Source organism: Streptomyces sp. Tu6071 (assembly GCF_000213055.1).
Classification (GTDB): Bacteria; Actinomycetota; Actinomycetes; order Streptomycetales; family Streptomycetaceae; genus Streptomyces; species Streptomyces evansiae.
Genome location: NZ_CM001165.1, coordinates 1,061,588 through 1,080,031, shown reverse-complemented (window position 1 = coordinate 1,080,031; position 18,444 = coordinate 1,061,588). Strand labels below are relative to the sequence as shown.

13 protein-coding genes and 1 pseudogene are annotated in these 18,444 nt (G+C 71.9%); 10 read left to right on the top strand and 4 right to left on the bottom strand.

From position 1 onward, the window contains the following. The first annotated feature begins 255 nt into the window (after positions 1–255). The 4 genes and pseudogenes from STTU_RS04510 to ggt all read left to right on the top strand — a co-directional run bounded on the left by STTU_RS04510 (position 256) and on the right by ggt (position 7,926). Positions 256–1,008, top strand: coding sequence for an SDR family NAD(P)-dependent oxidoreductase (locus tag STTU_RS04510; protein ID WP_007820246.1), 753 nt, complete (start codon positions 256–258; stop codon positions 1,006–1,008). An 84-nt stretch (positions 1,009–1,092) separates the two neighbouring features. Beyond that, positions 1,093–1,891, top strand: a pseudogene (locus STTU_RS32680) (IS5 family transposase). 1,811 nt (positions 1,892–3,702) lie between these two features. Continuing rightward, positions 3,703–5,682 (top strand): recombinase family protein, encoded by a 1,980-nt coding sequence (locus STTU_RS04495; RefSeq protein WP_234019141.1) that lies wholly within the window; start codon positions 3,703–3,705, stop codon positions 5,680–5,682. A gap of 414 nt (positions 5,683–6,096) precedes the next feature. Beyond that, positions 6,097–7,926, top strand: a complete 1,830-nt coding sequence (ggt, locus tag STTU_RS04490) for a gamma-glutamyltransferase (protein WP_043254119.1) — start codon at positions 6,097–6,099, stop codon at positions 7,924–7,926. Between the two features lie 175 nt (positions 7,927–8,101). Here ggt and STTU_RS04485 read toward each other — a convergent pair whose 3' ends face one another. Continuing rightward, a complete protein-coding gene (locus STTU_RS04485) occupies positions 8,102–9,037 on the bottom strand; it encodes an SDR family NAD(P)-dependent oxidoreductase (RefSeq protein WP_007820240.1) in 936 nt (311 codons plus the stop codon). Positions 9,038–9,269: 232 nt separating this feature from the next. On the opposite strand from STTU_RS04485, the gene STTU_RS04480 reads away from it, so the two are divergent. Next, on the top strand, positions 9,270–9,863 hold the full coding sequence (locus STTU_RS04480; RefSeq protein WP_007820239.1) for a TetR/AcrR family transcriptional regulator: 594 nt from the start codon (positions 9,270–9,272) through the stop codon (positions 9,861–9,863). A gap of 18 nt (positions 9,864–9,881) precedes the next feature. On the opposite strand, the gene map is transcribed toward STTU_RS04480, so the two are convergent. Further along, the gene (gene map / locus STTU_RS04475) at positions 9,882–10,649 is read right to left on the bottom strand and encodes a type I methionyl aminopeptidase (RefSeq protein WP_007820232.1); all 768 of its coding nucleotides are present in this window, start codon (positions 10,647–10,649) and stop codon (positions 9,882–9,884) included. A 179-nt stretch (positions 10,650–10,828) separates the two neighbouring features. Here map and STTU_RS04470 point away from each other — a divergent pair, with 179 nt between their 5' ends. Continuing rightward, a complete protein-coding gene (locus STTU_RS04470; protein ID WP_009069680.1) occupies positions 10,829–11,092 on the top strand; it encodes a helix-turn-helix domain-containing protein in 264 nt (87 codons plus the stop codon). A gap of 119 nt (positions 11,093–11,211) precedes the next feature. Here the strand turns inward: STTU_RS04470 and STTU_RS04465 are convergent, their stop codons facing one another. After that, the gene (locus STTU_RS04465) at positions 11,212–12,045 is read right to left on the bottom strand and encodes a hypothetical protein (protein WP_007820230.1); all 834 of its coding nucleotides are present in this window, start codon (positions 12,043–12,045) and stop codon (positions 11,212–11,214) included. Between the two features lie 6 nt (positions 12,046–12,051). Then, positions 12,052–12,240, bottom strand: coding sequence for a hypothetical protein (locus STTU_RS04460; RefSeq protein WP_010270929.1), 189 nt, complete (start codon positions 12,238–12,240; stop codon positions 12,052–12,054). Positions 12,241–12,675: 435 nt separating this feature from the next. Here STTU_RS04460 and STTU_RS04455 point away from each other — a divergent pair, with 435 nt between their 5' ends. From STTU_RS04455 to hydA, 4 genes are all read left to right on the top strand, one after another. Then, positions 12,676–14,274 carry a hypothetical protein gene (locus tag STTU_RS04455; RefSeq protein WP_158678782.1) on the top strand — a complete coding sequence of 533 codons (1,599 nt, stop codon included), beginning with the start codon at positions 12,676–12,678 and terminating at the stop codon, positions 14,272–14,274. A gap of 397 nt (positions 14,275–14,671) precedes the next feature. After that, positions 14,672–15,517, top strand: coding sequence for a nitrilase-related carbon-nitrogen hydrolase (locus tag STTU_RS04450; RefSeq protein ID WP_007820226.1), 846 nt, complete (start codon positions 14,672–14,674; stop codon positions 15,515–15,517). Next, positions 15,514–16,800: an aspartate aminotransferase family protein gene (locus STTU_RS04445; protein WP_043254117.1), complete on the top strand. Its 1,287-nt coding sequence runs from the start codon at positions 15,514–15,516 to the stop codon at positions 16,798–16,800. The genes STTU_RS04450 and STTU_RS04445 overlap by 4 nt, the downstream gene beginning before the upstream one ends. 206 nt (positions 16,801–17,006) lie before the next feature. Beyond that, positions 17,007–18,413, top strand: coding sequence for a dihydropyrimidinase (gene hydA, locus STTU_RS04440; RefSeq protein ID WP_043254115.1), 1,407 nt, complete (start codon positions 17,007–17,009; stop codon positions 18,411–18,413). Positions 18,414–18,444: the final 31 nt, after the last annotated feature.

The following is an 18,444-nucleotide window of genomic DNA, read 5'->3' as shown; positions in this document are numbered from 1 at the left end:
CGTTGGTGGCACCGGTTGTGTACTCACCGCATGGGCACGGACCGGCGGCGGAACTGATGAACAGATCTCGCTTCCGTATCGCTTCGCCGGGCTGGTCTCCCTGCTCGGCTTGGCGGCGGCGCGCTCCGAGCGGATCGAGGGGGCAGACGACCGGACGCGCCCGCGTCGACTGCCCTTTGAACTCCCGTCGTGAGCAGGCGACGTGCCTGTAGCGGACTGCGGCACCATCCACACCGACGGAAGGTTGAACACGAGTTGCGTAACGTCCTCATCGCCGGCGCCACGCAGGGCACCGGCCGGGAACTAGCCGCCGCCTACCTGCGCGACGGCGCGAATGTCGTCGTCACCGGGCGCGAGGCCAAGCGGGCCGAGACCGCGGCCGCCGAGGCCACCGCGGCGGTGGCGGGGCGGCCACCGGCCCTCACCACAGGCGACAGCCCGGCCCTCCCCGGTGTGGCCACCGGCCTGGCGCTTGACCTGAGCCGCCCGGACACCGTCGCCGCGGCGCTCGCTCCGTTCGGGCAGGTCGACCGGCTCGTCCTGGTCGGTATGGTCCGCGACCGTAACACTGTGGCCGGCTTCGACACAGCGGCTGCGAGTCAGCTGGCCGTCACGAAGGTCGTCGGCTATACGGCCGTCATCGCCGCTCTGGCCGAACGCCTGGCGCCGGGCGCGGCGGCGCTGCTGTTCGGCGGCGGCTACAAGGACTGCCCGTACCCCGGCTCGACGACGCTGACAGCCGTCAACGCCGCCGTGACCGGGATGGTGCGGACGCTGAGTATCGAGTTGGCGCCGGTGAGGGTGAACGCGATCCACCCCGGGCCGATCGGCGACAGCCCGTTCTGGCACGGCAAGGCGGAACTGGCCGACACGCTGGCCAAGTTTTGGGCGCAGACGCTGACCGGAGAGCTCGGCGACATGGCCGACGTCGTCGACGCCTGCCGGTTCTTGCTGGAGAACCGGCAGGCCAACGGGATCGACCTGCCCCTCGACGGCGGACACCCATAGGACAGGCCACGGTGTGCCCCTGTGAGCCTGCGGTCCGTTAGAGATCGTCTCATTTGGCTCGGTAGGCTCTGGGGCGTGACGGGAATCGTTGAGCGGCTGGTGCCGGATGAGCTGTGGGAGCTGTTCCAGCGGGTGGTGCCGGAGGCTCCCTCGCGGCCTCAGGGTGGCGGTCGTCGGCGGCACGGTGACCGTGAGGTGCTGGCGGCGATCATCTTCGTGGCGATGTCGGGCTGCACGTGGCAGCAGGTCCCTGCGGCGTCGTTCGGACCGTCCGGGCCGACGGCTCACCGCCGCTTCTCGGAGTGGTCGAAAGCCCGGGTCTGGGCCAAGCTGCACCGCCTGGTCCTGGACGAGCTCGGCTCCCGCGGCGAGCTGGACTGGTCGCGGTGTGCGATCGACTCGGTGAACATGCGGGCCCTGAAAAGGGGGAGCTGACAGGTCCGAATCCTGTCGACCGGGGCAAGTACGGCTCGAAGGTCCATTCGATCACCGAGCGGACCGGTCTGCCCCTGTCCGTCGGCATCTCGGGCGCCAACGTCCGCGACAGCCAGGCCCTGATCCCACTCGTGAAGGGCATACCACCGTCAGGCCCCGCCACGGTCCCCGCCGACGCAGGCCCGGAAAGCTCCACGCCGACAAGGGCTACGACTACCGTCACCTGCGGCGATGGCTGTCCCAGCGAGGCATTCGGCACCGCATCGCCCGCAATGGCGTCGAGACCTCGCAGCGGCTGGGACGGCACCGCTGGACCATCGAACGCACGATGGCCTGGCTCGCCGGCTGCCGCCGCCTCCATCGGCGCTACGAACGCAAGGCAGGACACTTCCTCGCCTTCGCCGGTATCGCCTGCACCCTCATCTGCTACCGCAGACTCGCCAAATGAGACGACGTCTCAATATCGGGGGGTCGATCGTCGAGCTTGGCGGCGCACGCACCGGCTCCCGCTGAGGCGATTCCCAGATCGCCGACCCGATCGATGCCTATGACAACAATCCGGCCCGCGCCTTTCGGGCCATGCTGGATCCCGCGAACGGGGTGGCGCCCGGTGACCCGCAACGGATGGTCGTCCACACTATCGAGTCCGTCGGCACCGCACCTGCCCCGTTGCGGGTTGTGCTCGGCTCCCAGGCCCTGGGCGCCACCCTCACGGGCCCCATGTGCAGCGGGTTTGACCGCGATGCTCACCAGGATGGACTGCCCCGCGACACGATCGTCGTCCGTCGCCACCGCGGCCCCATTTGGACGATCCGGGCCGCGAGCCGGCCCGCCTCCCGCTCCGGGGTAGCACGTCGACGCGCACATCCTCGTCCTGCGCCGTGTCCCTATCGTTCTATCGCGCACGGCAGAAAAAGAAGATCGCCAAAGGACTGGAATAAGCGGTTCCGGCATGTCAGCCTAGAACACCTCATTAGGCGGGTGCGCGAAATGGCATTGCTGAAATCGCGTCCCCTGACAACGGGGATTTAAGTGTTGCTCGGCAGGTCAAAGGGAGGCGCTTCGGAGTGCGGCGGGACTGTAACCCGGGATCACCGGTTAGCCAAACCGGCGATCCCGGAGACCATTGAAGAGTCTGGCCATGCTTGGCGGTGGGGCTGGAGCCAGGTGTGGCGCGGCCCCCTGCTGGCCTGCATGCGTGTTCCCCCATCAGTCGATCACGCAGGATTTCCTTATATGCGCAAACAGGCGTGCACTTTCCGTGCGGCGCTCGCCAAAAGGCCGGGCGCCCCGTCCTGGTGAGGACCAGAGACAAGCTGTCGGTGGATGATATCTGCGAGGAACCGCAGATTGCTCGATCGGCATTCTGTGACTGGCGGGCCGAAGGATGACGGCTGGCGTGTATTCGACTGCCCCATGGTGCTCTTCGTGTGCCGGAGCGATTTCGAGAATTAGCTAAGTAATTGTGAGGTGCTTTGACGGAAACCTCCTGGCGGGTTCGTCCCAAGCGGCGTTTCTTGCGGACATTCAACACCAAAGCGCTGGCGGATGCAGAGCGGTACAAGCTTCTGACGGCCGCCAAGCTCGGCGACTCCCTCGCTCTCGAGACAGGGCGCCCCGGTGTCGTACGGCACCGGAACCGGCGAGGTGAGTTGGCGCAAGTGCGCAGTTGAACTCGTAGACGGCGCCTGGCCGGGTGCTCGGCTCACCAAGAACGTGGCCAAGACCCTTATGGTCGCGACGATCCCGCTACTCCGCACCCCGCCACCGGTTTGCTTCGACCCGGTCCGTGTCCGGACAGCCTTTCGTGAATGGGTCTTACGTGCACTAGATATCGCGACATAGGGTCTCGGGTGTGCACTGCATCACAGAGTCGAATTCGCGTCGTGAGGGCGCTTGAATTGAAAAAATCAACAAATTGTAAGGGAAGGGTGCCTATGCGAATAGATCACTCAATGCCGGTTGACGCGGCCAATAAGTGGCTACATGAATACTTCAAAAACGATCCAGCACCCCGTGTCGATATCAGCTTCAGGGACGAGGAACCGGACCCAGTAGCCTACCGGCGCATCCTGGAAATCCTCTTTCGACCTCGCACCGACACACCCGCAGCATACGATCTACGCCACATGGATGACCCCGGCGACACTGCGAATGCCCCGGTGCCTGGCCAGTCGCGAAAGGACTGACATGGGCAAGGCTCTCACGCGTGCAGTTGACACCGCACGTCGAACCACCGGCACGACCACACTGCGAGCCGTGGACTACCTCCGCGTGTCCACTCAGGATCAGGCCAACGGATACGGCATCGCCTACACCGGAAAGAAGACGGGCCGCTACATACAGAAAAAGGGCTGGGAGCACGTTGGCACGTACGCCGACGAAGGCTTCAGCGGCAGCCTAGAGGCCGACGACAGACCGGACCTGCGACGCCTCATGAAGGACGCCCACCAAACCCCGCGCCCCTTCGACATGGTCGTGGTCAACGAGGGCCGCGGCATCGGCCGCACCGGCCGCGCCTTCTGGAAATGGGTCTGGGACCTCGAAGACCTCGGCGTATACGTCGCCGTGGTCAAGAAGGACTACGACAACTCGACACCGGCCGGCCGCAGCCAAATGCGCAAGGACGCCGACTACGCCGAGGAAGAGCGCGAGCTGATCCGCGAACGCACCCAGGGCGGCATCCAGGAGAAAGCCGAGGACGGCCTGTACCCGGGCGGCGTTGTCCCCTTCGGCTGGGACGTCGCCGAGCGCGGCAAGAAGGGCGCCTCGCGCTACGCCATCCACAGGGAGGAGGCATCGACCCTGCGCCGAGCGCGGGAGGTCTTCCTGGAGAAGCGCAGATGGGAGGAGACGGCACTGATCCTCAACAGCGAGAAGCGCCTGACCCGATCCGGAAACGGATGGACCGCGAAGAACATCCGCTCTCGCCTCCTGGGGGATGCGGCCCTCGAAAGCCGCGTCACATGGCGAGGCCGCCAAGCGCAGCGAGACCAGGACGGCAACCCCATCTACGGGGAAACCGTCGTGATCAACCTGCCGTCAATCTTCACGGACGAGGAAGTCCAGGAGCTGAAGTCCGCCATGGCGAGCCGTCGGCCGTGGAACAAAACCCGGTCACGCATCTACCTCCTGACCACCCTCATGACCAGCCCCTGCGGCAAGACCTACGAGGGCCACCAGCACCGCCCCACAGAGGTCATCTACCGATGCAAGGGCCGGCACGAGTCGTACGCCGGAGCGGGCGACCGCTGCACCTGCCCCTACCTCGAAGCAACCAGCATCGAGAAGCAGGTCTGGAAGGACGTCATGGCGACGCTCGGCGACGCCAACCGCATGAAGGCCATGGCCCAAGACTGGCTGAACGCCACCAGCCACAAACGTATGGACTACACCAAGCGCATCGCCGAACTGGACCAGCAGATCACCGAAACCGAAGACCTCATCGACATCACCGCAGCCACCGCCGCCAAACGCGCCCTGCGCCGCGGCCTAAGCCGTGAGGCGGCCGAGGAGGCCGCGGAGCGGGCCGCCAAGCCCCACGAAGACGAACTCGCCGGGCTGGAGAAACTACGCGGAGAGGCAGAAGCGTGGCAGAAGGAGGCCGCAGAGGCAGGCAGCTGGCTCCAGAACCTGGAGCACCTGGCCGAGATCGCCGGGCGCAACCTCCAGGACGTCGAGCCAGCCGAAAAGGCCGAGCTGCTGCGCATGATGAAGACACGAGCGGAAGTCATCCGCTGCGCTCCGAGGCGAAAGGGTGTTGCCTGCGCGATACGTCAATGGTTCGTGACCGCTGGCCGCGCCGTCCCCGTCCTTACGGACGATGCCTGGGAACGGATCGCACCGCTGATGGGCGGTTCGCGCAGCACCATCGACCGCCGAGTGATGGTCGAAGCACTCCTGGAGAAGGCCACCTCGGGGGCTCGCTACAAGGATCTGGCTCCGAAGTATGGTGTGTCCGGGAAGGCGCTCCAGACCCAGGCAGACAGGTGGCTGAGCGGGGGTGTCTGGGCCGAGGCGATGAAGGCGTTGGCCGACGCGGAGTGCGTCCCGGTGTGGCAGCCGGACCCGGTCGAGATCAAAGTGACTTTCGCGCCGCTGGCTATTGAGTCCAGAGTGGGAGTCGAGGAACGGGGCGGTTCGAGTACGGGCCGCCGACGCAGAACTCGGCCAGTTCGCCGAAGCCGCGCCGGGCCTCGTCGTGGGCCAGGACCTGGGCACGCGCCCCGCACTCCTTGATCAGCGCCGCGAGTTCGAGGAGCGCGTACGCGTCGAAGCGGGCGACGGCGAAGTCCGCGCCGCCCGCGTCCTTGTTCACCACGAGCAGCGCCTCGCTGTGCGCGGGCAGCCCGAAGAACTCCCTGGTGCGGCCGAGGTGGCGACGCCCGACGAAGGCGCGCGCCGACCAGGCGAGCGCGGCGCTGATGGCCGAGGCGAGGAGGCCGAGCAGGATGTCGCGTACGTCGTCCGTCATGGCGCGCGATCGTACCGGCTCCCGAGTCCAACCGGCCGGTGTGCGGGGCGGGTTGGGGACCGGGCCGCGCGTCCGCTCCGTGGGAGTCGTGGGGCGGTGCGGTGCCCGCGTGGCGTTCTGGTGGCGGGGTGGGTGTCAAGTTACGCTGCGCGGACGGCTGTTGACTGGAGGAAGACCGGATGTCTCATTCCGCGGCGCGGCGCGTCGGGCGTCGCCGCACCCTCTCGTACCTGTCCCTGACCGCCGTTGTCGCCGGGGCGCTCAGCCTCGGCGCGGCGCCACCGCAGCACGGCTCGCCGAAACCGCCCGTGAAGACACCCGTGGCCACGGGCTGGGGCGGGGCCGTCGCGAGCGTCGACGCGGACGCGAGCGCCGCTGGGATCGAGGTGCTGCGCAAGGGCGGCAACGCCGTCGACGCGGCCGTCGCGACGGCCGCCGCGCTCGGCGTCACCGAGCCCTACTCCTCGGGCCTCGGCGGGGGCGGCTACTTCGTCTACTACGACGCCCGCACCCACCGCGTCCACACCCTCGATGGCCGCGAGACCGCGCCCCGCACCGCCGACAAGAACCTCTTCGTCGAGGACGGCAAGCCACTCGCCTTCGCCGACGCGGTCACGAGCGGCCTGAGCGTCGGCACCCCCGGCACGCCCGCGACCTGGGACGAGGCGCTGCGCTCCTGGGGCCGCAAGTCCACCCGCGACGTCCTCGCGCCCGCGACGCGCCTCGCCCGCCAGGGCTTCACGGTCGACGGCACCTTCCGCCAGCAGACCGCCGACAACGCCGCCCGCTTCCGGGACTTCCCCGCGAGCGCGAAGCTCTTCCTGCCCGGCGGCGAGCCCCCGGCGGTCGGCACCACCCTCAAGAACCCCGACCTGGCCCGTACGTACGACGAACTCTCCCGCAAGGGGCTCCGCTCGCTGTACGGCGGCGCCCTCGCCCAGGACATCGTGCGCACCGCGACCCACCCCCCGCTCGCCCCGGGCTCGACCCGCGTCGCGCGTCCGGGCAAGCTCGCGCTGGCCGACCTGCGCGCCTACGACGTCAAGCACCAGGCCCCGACCCGCACCGGCTACCGGGGCCTCGACGTGTACTCGATCGCGCCCTCGTCCTCCGGCGGCACGACCGTCGGCGAGGCGCTGAACATCCTGGAGAACGACAAGCTCGGCAAGCTCTCGCAGGAGCAGTACCTGCACCACTTCATCGAGGCGAGCCGCATCGCCTTCGCCGACCGGGGCCGCTGGGTCGGCGACCCGAGCCGCCAGGACGTGCCGACGAGGGAACTCCTCTCGCAGCGCTTCGCCGACTCGCGCGCCTGCCTGATCCAGGACGACGCGGTCCTGAAGAGCCCGCTCGCCCCCGCCGACCCGCGCCACCCCGGCAAGGGCTGCGCGCCCGCGGGCAAGGGCGTCGACACGACGTACGAGGGCGAGAACACGACACACCTGACGACCGCCGACCGCTGGGGCAACGTCGTCTCGTACACCCTCACCATCGAGCAGACCGGCGGCAGCGCGATCACCGTGCCGGGCCGCGGCTTCCTGCTCAACAACGAGCTGACCGACTTCTCCTTCAGCCAGGCGAACCCGGCCGTGCCGGACCCGAACCTGCCGGGGCCGGGCAAGCGCCCGCGCTCGTCCATCTCCCCGACGATCGTCCTCGACCGGCACGGCGAGCCCGTCGTGGCGCTCGGCTCCCCGGGCGGCGCGACGATCATCACGACCGTGCTCCAGACCCTCACCGGCTACGTCGACCGCGGCCTCCCGCTCGTCGACGCGATCGCCGCGCCGCGCGCCAGCCAGCGCAACGCGGCGGCGACCGAACTCGAACCCGCGCTGTACGACAGCGCGCTGCGGGGCAGGCTGGAGGCGATCGGGCACGCGTTCACGCAGGTGCCCGAGATCGGCGCGGCGACCGGGATCGAGCGGCTCAAGGACGGCCGCTGGCGGGCCGTCGCCGAGCCCGTACGACGCGGGGGCGGCAGTGCGATGGTGGTCACGCCGACGCGGTAGCGCGGCGCGATGCGAAGGGCGGCCGGGGTCCCGCGACGGGGTCCCGGCCGCCGCTCGTGGAACACCCGTCAGGCGTCCCCGCGCGTGGGGCGTCAGGCGTCCGTGGGCGTCCGGGGTGCGGGTGCGTCAGGGTGCTTGCGCGCCAGATGTCATGGCTGTCAGGCGTCCGTGCCCGTCAGCCGTTCGACAGTTCCCAGAGCCGGCGCGCGTTCTCCCGGTCCAGGGCGTACGCGGCGACTCCGCGCCGTACTCCCTCCGTGTGGGGACCGGCCTCCTCGCAGTCCTCGAAGTAGCGGCCCGTGACGCCCTCGACCAGCGGCGAACCGGCGAGGAGCGCGGAGGTCGCCGCGCCCTGCGCAGTGTCCTTGACGGACACGCCTGTCGTACCCGCCGGGTCGAAGGACGCGGGCGGGGCCTGGAGGTGGCGGCCAAGCGAGGTCTCCGCGATCCGGCCCGGGTTGAGCGCGTTGACCGCGATGCCGTCCTTCGCCCAGCGGGCAGCCGCCTCGACGGCGAAGAGGATGTTCGCCGTCTTCGACTGCGCGTAGGCGAGCCAGGGGTCGTACGGCTCCCGCGTGAAGTCGGGGTCCTCGAAGCGGACCGGGCCGTTGATGTGGCCGACCGAACTCACCGCGACGACACGGGCGTTCCCGGCTGCCGCGAGTGCCTCGTGCAGCCCGGTGGCGAGTGCGAAGTGGCCGAGGTGGTTGGTCGCGAACTGGAGCTCACGGCCCTCGGGGGTGCGGGTCTCCGGAGTCGCCATGACGCCCGCGTTGTTCACGAGGATGTGCAGGGGGCCCGACCAGCCGGAGACGAAGGCGGCGACGGAGGCGGGATCGGCGAGGTCGAGAGCCGCGCCGCGCACGGCGGTGTTGCCCGTCGCGGCGGCGATCTCCCTGGCCGCCTCCTCGGCGGCGGCGACGCGACGGGTGGCGAGGACCACCTCGGCCCCGGCGGCGGCGAGGGCGCGGGCGGTCTCGCGGCCGAGCCCACCGGCGCCGCCGGTGACCACCGCGCGCCGCCCGCCGAGCCGGACCCCGGCCAGGACGTCGGCGGCGGTGCTGGTGGCCCCGAAAGGAGTGGTGACGCGATCGGGCGTGGGGGAGGGCATGGGGAAGCTCCTTCTGCCGACCGCCCGCCCTCCCCGACAAGCGGGGACAGGGACCGGTCGGCGGACGTACGGTAAACGGAGTCGGGTCCGCTTATGGGTCCACGGTAAGCGGAGCCGGGTCCGCTTCGCAAGGATGAGCGAGAATCCACAGAGGCCGTGTGGACGGCACGGGCCGCGTGCACCGCTTGAGGTACGCGGGCCGCCCGGTCGTAGGGAATCGCGAGGAGGAGTCATGGGCAGCTCGCTGCGCGCCGACGCGCAGGCCAATCACGACCGTCTGCTGGAGGTCGCGGCGCGCGCGTTCGCGCGGGAGGGCGCGGACGCCTCGCTCAAGGCGATCGCGAGCGAGGCCGGGGTCGGGATAGGCACCCTCTACCGCCGTTTCCCGGCCCGCGAGGACCTCATCGAGGCCACCTACCGCGCCGAGACGACACGTCTGGCCGACTCCGCGCGCACCCTCGTCGCGACGCGCCCGCCGGTCGAGGCCCTGGCGGCGTGGATGGCGGACTTCGTCGCGTACATGCGCACCAAGCGGGGCATGGCCGAGGCGCTGCCCGCCATCCTCGCCACGCGCGAGGGCCTGCGCCTGTGCAGCCGCGAGGCGCTGGGCGAGGCCGTCGCCGCACTGCTGCGCCACGGCGCGGCGGCCGGTGCCCTGCGCTCCGACGTCACGGCGCGCGAGGTCCTCATGGCGCTCGGCGGCATCACCATGATCAGCGGCCACGAGGAGGACCCCGCCCTCGCCGCCCGGCTCGTCGGCCTTCTCGTCGACGGCCTCGTGACGGCGCGCGGGGCGGGGCCGGGCGGGGCGCGCGGGAGCGAGTAGGGGGCCCGGCGTGAGTGGTTACAGCGCCGTGAGGATCTGCGGGCCCTCCTCCGTCACGGCCACCGTGTGCTCCACGTGCGCGGCGCGCGAGCCGTCGTTCGTGCGCAGGGTCCAGCCGTCCGGGTCCGGGTGGTACCCGTCGGTGCCGCCCGCGATGACCATGGGCTCGATGGCGATGACGAGCCCGGGGCGGAGCACCATGCCGCGCCCTGGTCGTCCCTCGTTGGGCACGCCCGGGTCCTCGTGCATCGCGCGGCCCACGCCGTGCCCGCCGAAGTCCTCGGGGATGCCGTACCCCTCCGCCCGGCACACCGTGCTCACCGCGTACCCGATATCGCCGATCCGCGCGCCCGCCTTGGCCGCCTCGATCCCGGCCGCGAGCGCGCGCTCCGCCGTCGCGATGAGCTTGACGTCCTCGGGGCGCGGCGTCCCCACCGTGAAGCTGATCGCCGAGTCACCGGCCCAGCCGCCGAGGAGCGCGCCGAAGTCCGCGCTCACGAGGTCGCCGTCGCGCAGCGGCTCGTCTCCCGGGATGCCGTGCACGATCGCGTCGTTGACCGAGATGATGAGCGTCGCGGGGAACGGGACCGGGGCGAAGTGCGGGTGGTAGTCCAGGAACGGCGAGTCCGCTCCCGCCTCCCGCAGCACCTCGCGTGCCACCTCGTCCAGCTCGCGCGGCCTCACGCCGGGAGCGGCGGCCTCCCGCACCGCGTGCAGGCCGCGGGCCACCACCCGCCCGGCCTCGCGCATCTCAAGAATCTCGGCTGCTGTCTTCCTTCGCACCATGCCAATTACTATACCGCAATTCTTATACCGGTCGCGCGTCCGGTCACCGCGCCGAACCCGTCCGGACCGTCGCTCGCGCGCACGCGGTGCGGGCCGCCCGGGGCGCGAGGTATCCGAGCGGTACGGGCCCGTCCTGATCGCGCCCCCCGTTCGCCGTGCGGGCCCCGTAGAATCGCCGTATGGTCCGTACTCCGCTCACCCCCGAGGAACGCGCCCGCGGCGAACGGCTCGGGGCGCTCCTCCGGGACGCGCGCGGCGGACGCAGCATGGCCGAGGTCGCCATCGAGGCGGGTATCTCCGCCGAGACCCTGCGCAAGATCGAGACCGGGCGGGCTCCCACCCCGGCGTTCTTCACGGTCGCGGCGCTCGCCCGCGCGTTGGAGCTGTCGCTCGACGCCATCGAAGAGGCGTGCGGCGCGGCCCCCCTCAGCGCGGCGAGCTGAGCCGCCCGCGCGGGAGCCGCTGCGGTGTAACGCCCCGCACCCCGCTCCTCGAACGCCGGAGGGGCTGACAGGTGCGCCGACGGGGCTGATGGGCGAGCCGGCGGGTGCGACGACGGGGCTCAGCCGTGCGCCGTCGCCCGTCTCAGCGAGGCCACCAGCGCCCGCTCGAAGCCCGTGCGCGTCTCCGCGTCGAGCAGCCCGAGCGACAGGTACGGGTTGTGGTCCTCCAGCTCGACGAGCAGCAGGTCTCCCTCCGGCGTACGGCACGCGTCCACCCGCTGGATGCCGTACGGCAGGGCGTTCCAGTCGACGAAGCGGCGCGCGAAGGCGAGATCGGCCGCGCTCGCCCGGTACGGCACCAACTCCCAGCGGCGCGCGGGGTCCGGCGCGTACAACGCGTACTGGAAGTCCCCGTCCACGAAGGTGAAGGAGACCTCGTACCGGAACGGGATGTACGGCTGGACCAGCGTGCCCGCGTCCGGGGTACGGGCGGCGAGCGCGACCGGGTCGAGGTGCGCGAGGCCCACCGAGTCCGCGCCGTCGACCGGCTTGACGACGTAGGAGCCGGACGCGGGCAGTCGCTCGGGCGGCGTGTCGCCCGCGTACGTCGGGATGACGGGCAGGCCCGCGCGCGTCAGCTCCACGAGATATCCCTTGCCCGCCATGTCGGCGCGGCCCGTGAGCGGGTTGTGCACGGGGATGCCGCGCCGCAGCGCCTCGGCGCGGAACCCGGCGTAGGCGGCGCGGTAGTGGAGGACGGGGCCGCTGTTGCGGACGAAAACGGCGTCGAAGCCGTCCATGAGGCGGGCGGCGTCGCGCGGATCGCACAGGGCGAGCGGGAAGTCGGCGCGCAGGCGGGCCGAGAGCTCCAGGTCCTCGTCCGCGTAGCGGCGGCCCGCGGCCCGGTAGGCGAGGTCCGTCACGTAGAGCAGGCGGGGGGCGTGCCGGGTCATAGGGTGTCAGTCCTCGTGCGCGGAGCGGCCCGGTGCGTCGTCGGCGGACCCGCCGCCGTGCGAGCGGCTCATCTCGATGCGCAGCGGGACGGCGACGCAGACGACCGCCGCGGTCAGGAGCAGGCCGAGCACGAGGAGCCAGTCGAGACCGGGTAGCGAGACGCCGACCCAGGCCGTCCCGTCCTGCTGTGTCATCCTGTGCGACTCCTCCGTCGTGCCCCCGGGCGTGCCGGGGCTCTTGTGCCCCGCTCGGGCGGCGCCATGCCTCGTTGCCGACAGGGTCCACCATGCTCCGGAACGGCCGGTAACCGGAAACCGGCGCGGGGGACTCGCCCCGGTACGCCACGAAGATCACTTCGGGTCCGGCCCCGAGTCGTGTACGGAGCGGGCGGCGAAGGCGAGGCGACGGCCGCCGCGGAGAGGGCCGCCACGACCGGGCGCTGGGGTCGCGCGTGGAGTACGGGGCGGGAGCGGCCGTACGCGGCGGCCGGGCACCCCGGGCGCCGCGTACGGGCTCCCCGCTTCCCGCCCGTCACTCCGTCGCTCCCCGAAAAGCCCGTGTAGCCGCCGCGTAACACGGCGGGTGTTTCCTTCCGCACCAAAGGACGCCGCAGTGGGAGCGGGGCACGCGTGGTGGGACAACTTCCCTTCCGGATAGACCAGTTCGAGAACCCCGGGGTACGGGACCCGGTCGCGGACTTCGCGCGCGTCTTCGGCGAGCTGCTCGCGGGACTCGACCCGGGCGGCGGCTGGTGCCAGGTCTTCTGGGCCCGCGACCCCCGGGGGATGCGGGCCTGCGTCGACGGTACGGAGACGCCACCGTGGGACGTCGTCGAAGCCCTCGTCGAGGACCACGTGGCGCGCACGGCGCCCGGGACGGAGCCGCGGCAGGCCGCCGCCGGGCTGCGTACGGCGTACCTGGCCGCCCTCACCGCGCGCGACACCCGCCCCGGCGCGGCCCGGGAACTCTCCCGCCGCCTCCCCGGCATGGTGCGCGAACGCGAGCGCGCCGCCACGCGCGTCGCGGACCTCGAACGCGGGCTCGCGGGAGCCGACGGCACAGCGGCGGCCCACCTGCACGGACACCTCGCGTGGGCCCGCGACGACCTGCGGCGCGCGGAGGCCCGCTGCGCCGAACTCGCCGACCGGCTCGCACGCTTGGAGCCGGGGGAGGGGTACAGGGCGGAGGGTGGCCCGGGGGCTGTGGGGGAGTGGGACGGCGGCGGGGCGGCCGTATCGGGACGGGGTGGCGTGTCCGTACCGGGTCGGGGTGGCGCGTCCGTAGCGGACCGGGGCGGTGCGCCCGTGCCGGAGTGGGCCGGAGGCGCCGCGCCCGTACCGCCGGGCACCGGTCGGCGGCCCGCCGGGGCGTTTCCGTCGCCGCGCGAGGCCGTCTCGTCGGGGCGCGCTCCCGAGACCGTACGGGACGCCGCCCCGCACTCCTCGGGGCCGCGCCCGGCACCCGCGCGCGAGCCCGCCCGGGACGGCTCGGTCAAGCCCGCCAAGTCCGCCAGGAAGCGCAGGCGTTCGGCGCGGTTCGCCGGGGTCGACGACGCGCTCGTGGGACCCGGCAGTGTGCTGCCGCCGAGCGGCGCGCCGCTCGCGGAGGGGACTGCCGGTACGCGGGAGGTGCCCACGGGGGCGCGGTTCGCCGGGAGCGCGGCGCACGAGAGCCGCGAGGCGAGCGCGCCGGACGCCGAGGGCCTGCGGCGGGCCGGGGAACTCCTCGGCCGGCTGGACCGCTTGCGTGCCGAGGGCCGCGAGGGCGAGGCCCATATGCTCCTCGTGGACGCCGCGCACTGGCCGCCCGCCCACGTCTGCGCGCTCGGCGCGCGCCTTGCCGCCGACGGGCTCGCCGCCGACTGGAGCACCGTGCTCTGGGAGGCCGCCGCGCTCCCGCTGCCGCCCCTGACCGCGCTCGCGACCGCGCTGGAGGCGGCCGGGCACCAGGCCGACGCCGCGCGCATCCTGCGGCAGGGCGTCGTACGGCCCCTCCGGGAGGTCGCCGCGGCCCTCGCCGACCCCGCCGTCACCGGCGTACCGGGCGCGCTCGAACGCCTCGCCGCGTCCTGCGTCACCGCCCGCAGCGCCGAGGACCTGGCCCGTATCGCCGCCTCCGCGCCCGCCACCCTCACGGCTCCCCTCCTGGCCGCTGCGGCCCGCACCTCGGAGTTCCGCCGCGAGGCGCTGACGCACGCGCTGAGAGTGGCGGGGGTGACGGGGGGCTGAGGGAAGGCGGGACCTCCTCGGGACGGGCCACGGGCCCTTCGGCTCTGCCCGCCGCCGCTCCACCGGGCCCCTTTCGTCGGCTCCGCCCGCCGCCGCTCCACCGGGCTCTGTCGCCGCCCCGGCACCTTCGTGGGTCCCCGCCGTCTTCGTCGGCCCCTGCCGCCGCTCCGCTGGCCCCCGCGCCCCCGCGCCCCCGTACCTCCCACGCCCGGCCCGCCCCCCCTCGCCCCCCTCACCCACCCGCCCCGCCCCCGCTCACCCGCTGGGGTGGCATCCCCCGTGTCCGTCGACCCGGCGGTCTTGCCCCGTTACCGCCCTGGGCTTACGTTCGTGCCTCTACAGCCCGGGGCTCCGGGCGGTAGTGGCTCTCTGACGTCTTGTCGAAGGAGCACTGCTCATGGCTGCCTCCGTCGTCCGCGCCGCACTCGTCCAGGCCACCTGGACCGGCGACACCGAATCCATGATCGCCAAGCACGAGGAACACGCCCGCGAGGCCGCCCGGCAGGGCGCCAGGATCATCGGCTTCCAGGAAGTCTTCAACGCCCCGTACTTCTGCCAGGTGCAGGAGGAGGAGCACTACCGCTGGGCCGAGCCCGTCCCCGACGGGCCGACCGTGAGCCGGATGCGGGACCTCGCCCGCGAGACCGGCATGGTGATCGTGGTGCCGGTCTTCGAGCGCGAGGCGGAGGGCTTCTACTACAACACCGCCGCCGTCATCGACGCCGACGGCAGCTACCTCGGCAAGTACCGCAAGCACCACATCCCGCAGCTCAAGGGCTTCTGGGAGAAGTTCTACTTCCGTCCCGGCAACGCGGGCTGGCCGGTCTTCGACACGGCGGTGGGCCGCGTCGGCGTCTACATCTGCTACGACCGCCACTTCCCCGAGGGCTGGCGCCAACTCGGCCTGAACGGCGCCCAGATCGTCTACAACCCCTCCGCCACCTCGCGCGGCCTCTCCAGCTACCTGTGGCAGCTCGAACAGCCCGCGGCGGCCGTCGCGAACGAGTACTTCGTCGCCGCGATCAACCGCGTCGGCCAGGAGGAGTACGGCGACAACGACTTCTACGGCACGAGCTACTTCGTCGACCCGCGCGGGCAGTTCGTCGGCGAGCCCGCGAGCGACAAGGAGGAGGAACTGCTCGTCCGCGACCTCGACCTCGCCCTCCTCGACGAGGTGCGCCACCAGTGGGCCTTCTACCGCGACCGCCGCCCCGACGCCTACGAGGGGCTGACCCGCCCGTGAGCGAACTCCTCGCGCGGCACCGCGCCGTACTCCCCGACTGGCTCGCCCTCTACTACGAGGACCCCCTCGAACTCACCCACGGCGAGGGCCGCCACGTGTGGGACGCCGGGGGCCGCCGCTACCTCGACTTCTTCGGCGGCATCCTCACCACGATGACCGCGCACGCCCTCCCCGAGGTGACCAAGGCCGTCAGCGAGCAGGCCGCACGGCTCGTCCACTCCTCCACGCTCTACCTCAACCGCCCGATGATCGACCTCGCCGAGCGGATCGCGGCCCTCTCCGGCATCCCCGACGCACGCGTCTTCTTCACCACCTCGGGCACCGAGGCCAATGACACCGCGCTGCTCCTCGCGACCGCGTACCGCCGCTCCAACCAGATCATCGCGATGCGCAACAGCTACCACGGTCGCTCCTTCTCCGCCGTCGGCATCACGGGCAACAGCGGTTGGTCCCCGACAAGTTACTCCCCCCTCCAGACCCTGTGGGCGCACGGCGCCGTTCGCGGTCGCGGCCCCTTCGCGCACCTGGACGACCGGGAGTTCACCGAGGCCGCCGTCGCCGACCTGCGCGACCTGCTCGGCCAGGCACGCGGACAGGTCGCCGCGCTCATCGCCGAACCGGTGCAGGGCGTCGGCGGGTTCACCTCGCCGCCGGACGGGCTGTACGCCGCGTTCCGCGACGTCCTCGCCGAGCGCGGCATCCTGTGGATCGCCGACGAGGTGCAGACCGGGTGGGGCCGCACGGGCGACCACTTCTGGGGCTGGCAGGCCCACGACCAAGCGGGGCCACCGGACTTGCTCACCTTCGCCAAGGGCATCGGCAACGGCATGTCCATCGGCGGTGTCGTCGCCCGCGCCGACATCATGAACGTCATCGACACCAACTCGCTCTCCACATTCGGCGGTTCACCCGTCACGATGGCCGCCGGGCTCGCCAACCTCACGTACCTCCTGGACCACGACCTCCAGGGCAACGCCCGCCGCGTGGGCGGCCTGCTCCGCGAGCGGCTGCGAGCGGGGACGGCCGGCATGGCGCACGTACGGGAGGTGCGCGGGCGCGGGCTCATGCTCGGCGTCGAACTCGTCGAGCCCGGCACGGACCGCGCCGACCCCGCGCGCGCGAGCGCCGCCCTGGAGGCCGCCCGCGCCGCCGGACTCCTCCTCGGCAAGGGCGGAGGCCACGACACGAGCGTCCTGCGCGTCGCGCCACCGCTGAGCCTGACCGTCGCGGAGGCCGAGGAGGGCGGCGACCTCCTCCTGTCTGCACTGCGCGCGACGGCCTGAGCGGTACGGGCGCCGCGCGACGGACCAGGCGCGACGGATCAGGCGGTACGGGTACGGGTACGGGTGCGGCGTCGCGGGGCCGCCCCGTACTCGTACCCGCCCGCCCCGCGTCCCCGTACGCGCGCCCCCCCGCGTCCCCGCACGCGCTCGCCCCGTCCCCGCCCCGTACGAGAGCTGACCACCCGAGCCCAAGGAGAAGGAGCCCCATGAGCAACCGCACCCTGATCCGCGGCGGACTCGTCGTCACCGCCGCCGAGGAGACCCACGCCGACGTGCTCGTCGAGGACGGGCGGGTCGCCGCGCTCGCCACGAGCGGTTCGGCCGCCGCCGAGGCGTGGACGGCGGAACGGGTCATCGACGCGAGCGGCATGTACGTGATCCCCGGCGGCGTCGACGGGCACACGCACATGGAGATGCCCTTCGGCGGCACGTACGCGTCCGACACCTTCGAGACCGGCACCCGCGCCGCCGCCTGGGGCGGCACCACGACGATCGTCGACTTCGTCGTGCAGAGCGTCGGCCACGGCCTGCGCGAGGGGCTCGACGCCTGGCACGCGAAGGCCGAGGGCAACTGCGCGATCGACTACGGCTTCCACATGATCCTCGCCGACGTCACCGAGGACACCCTCAAGGAGATGGACCTCCTCGTCGGTGAGGGCGTCACGAGCTTCAAGCTCTTCATGGCTTACCCGGGGGTCTTCTACTCCGACGACGGCCGCATCCTGCGCGCGATGCAGCGCGCGGGCGAGAACGGCGGCCTCACGATGGTGCACGCCGAGAACGGCATCGCGATCGACGTCCTCGTCGCACAGGCGCTCGCCGCCGGCCGCACCGACCCGCGCCACCACGGCGAGGTCCGCAAGGCCCTGCTGGAGGCGGAGGCCACGCACCGCGCGATCCAGCTCGCGCGCGTCGCGGGCGACGTACCGCTCTACATCGTGCACGTCTCGGCGCAGGAAGCGCTCGCGGAGATCGCCGCCGCGCGGGACCTGGGCCTCCCGGTCCACGGCGAGACGTGTCCGCAGTACCTCTTCCTGTCCACCGACAACCTCGCCGAACCGGATTTCGAAGGCGCCAAGTACGTGTGCTCGACGCCGCTGCGTCCCCAGGAGCACCAGGCGGCGCTGTGGCGCGGGCTGCGCACGGACGACCTCCAGGTCGTCTCGACCGACCACTGCCCCTTCTGCTTCAGCGGCCAGAAGGAGCTGGGCCGGGGCGACTTCTCGAAGATCCCCAACGGGATGCCCGGCGTCGAGCACCGCATGGACCTCCTCCACCAGGCCGTCGTGGACGGACACATCTCCCGCCGCCGCTGGATCGACCTCGCCTGCGCGGCGCCCGCCCGCATGTTCGGCCTCTACCCGAGGAAGGGCACGATCGCCCCCGGCGCGGACGCGGACCTCGTGATCTACGACCCGCACGCGGAACAGGTCCTCTCGGCCGCCACCCACCACATGAACGTCGACTACTCGGCCTACGAGGGCAAGCGCGTCACGGGCCGCGTCCGCACGGTCCTCTCGCGCGGCGTCCCCGTCCTGGAGGACAGGGAGTACGTGGGCCGCGCGGGGCACGGGGTGTACGTGCCGAGGGGACTGAGCACCTACGGGAGCTGACCGGCGCGAGGCACGGCGGCAGGGGGCGGGG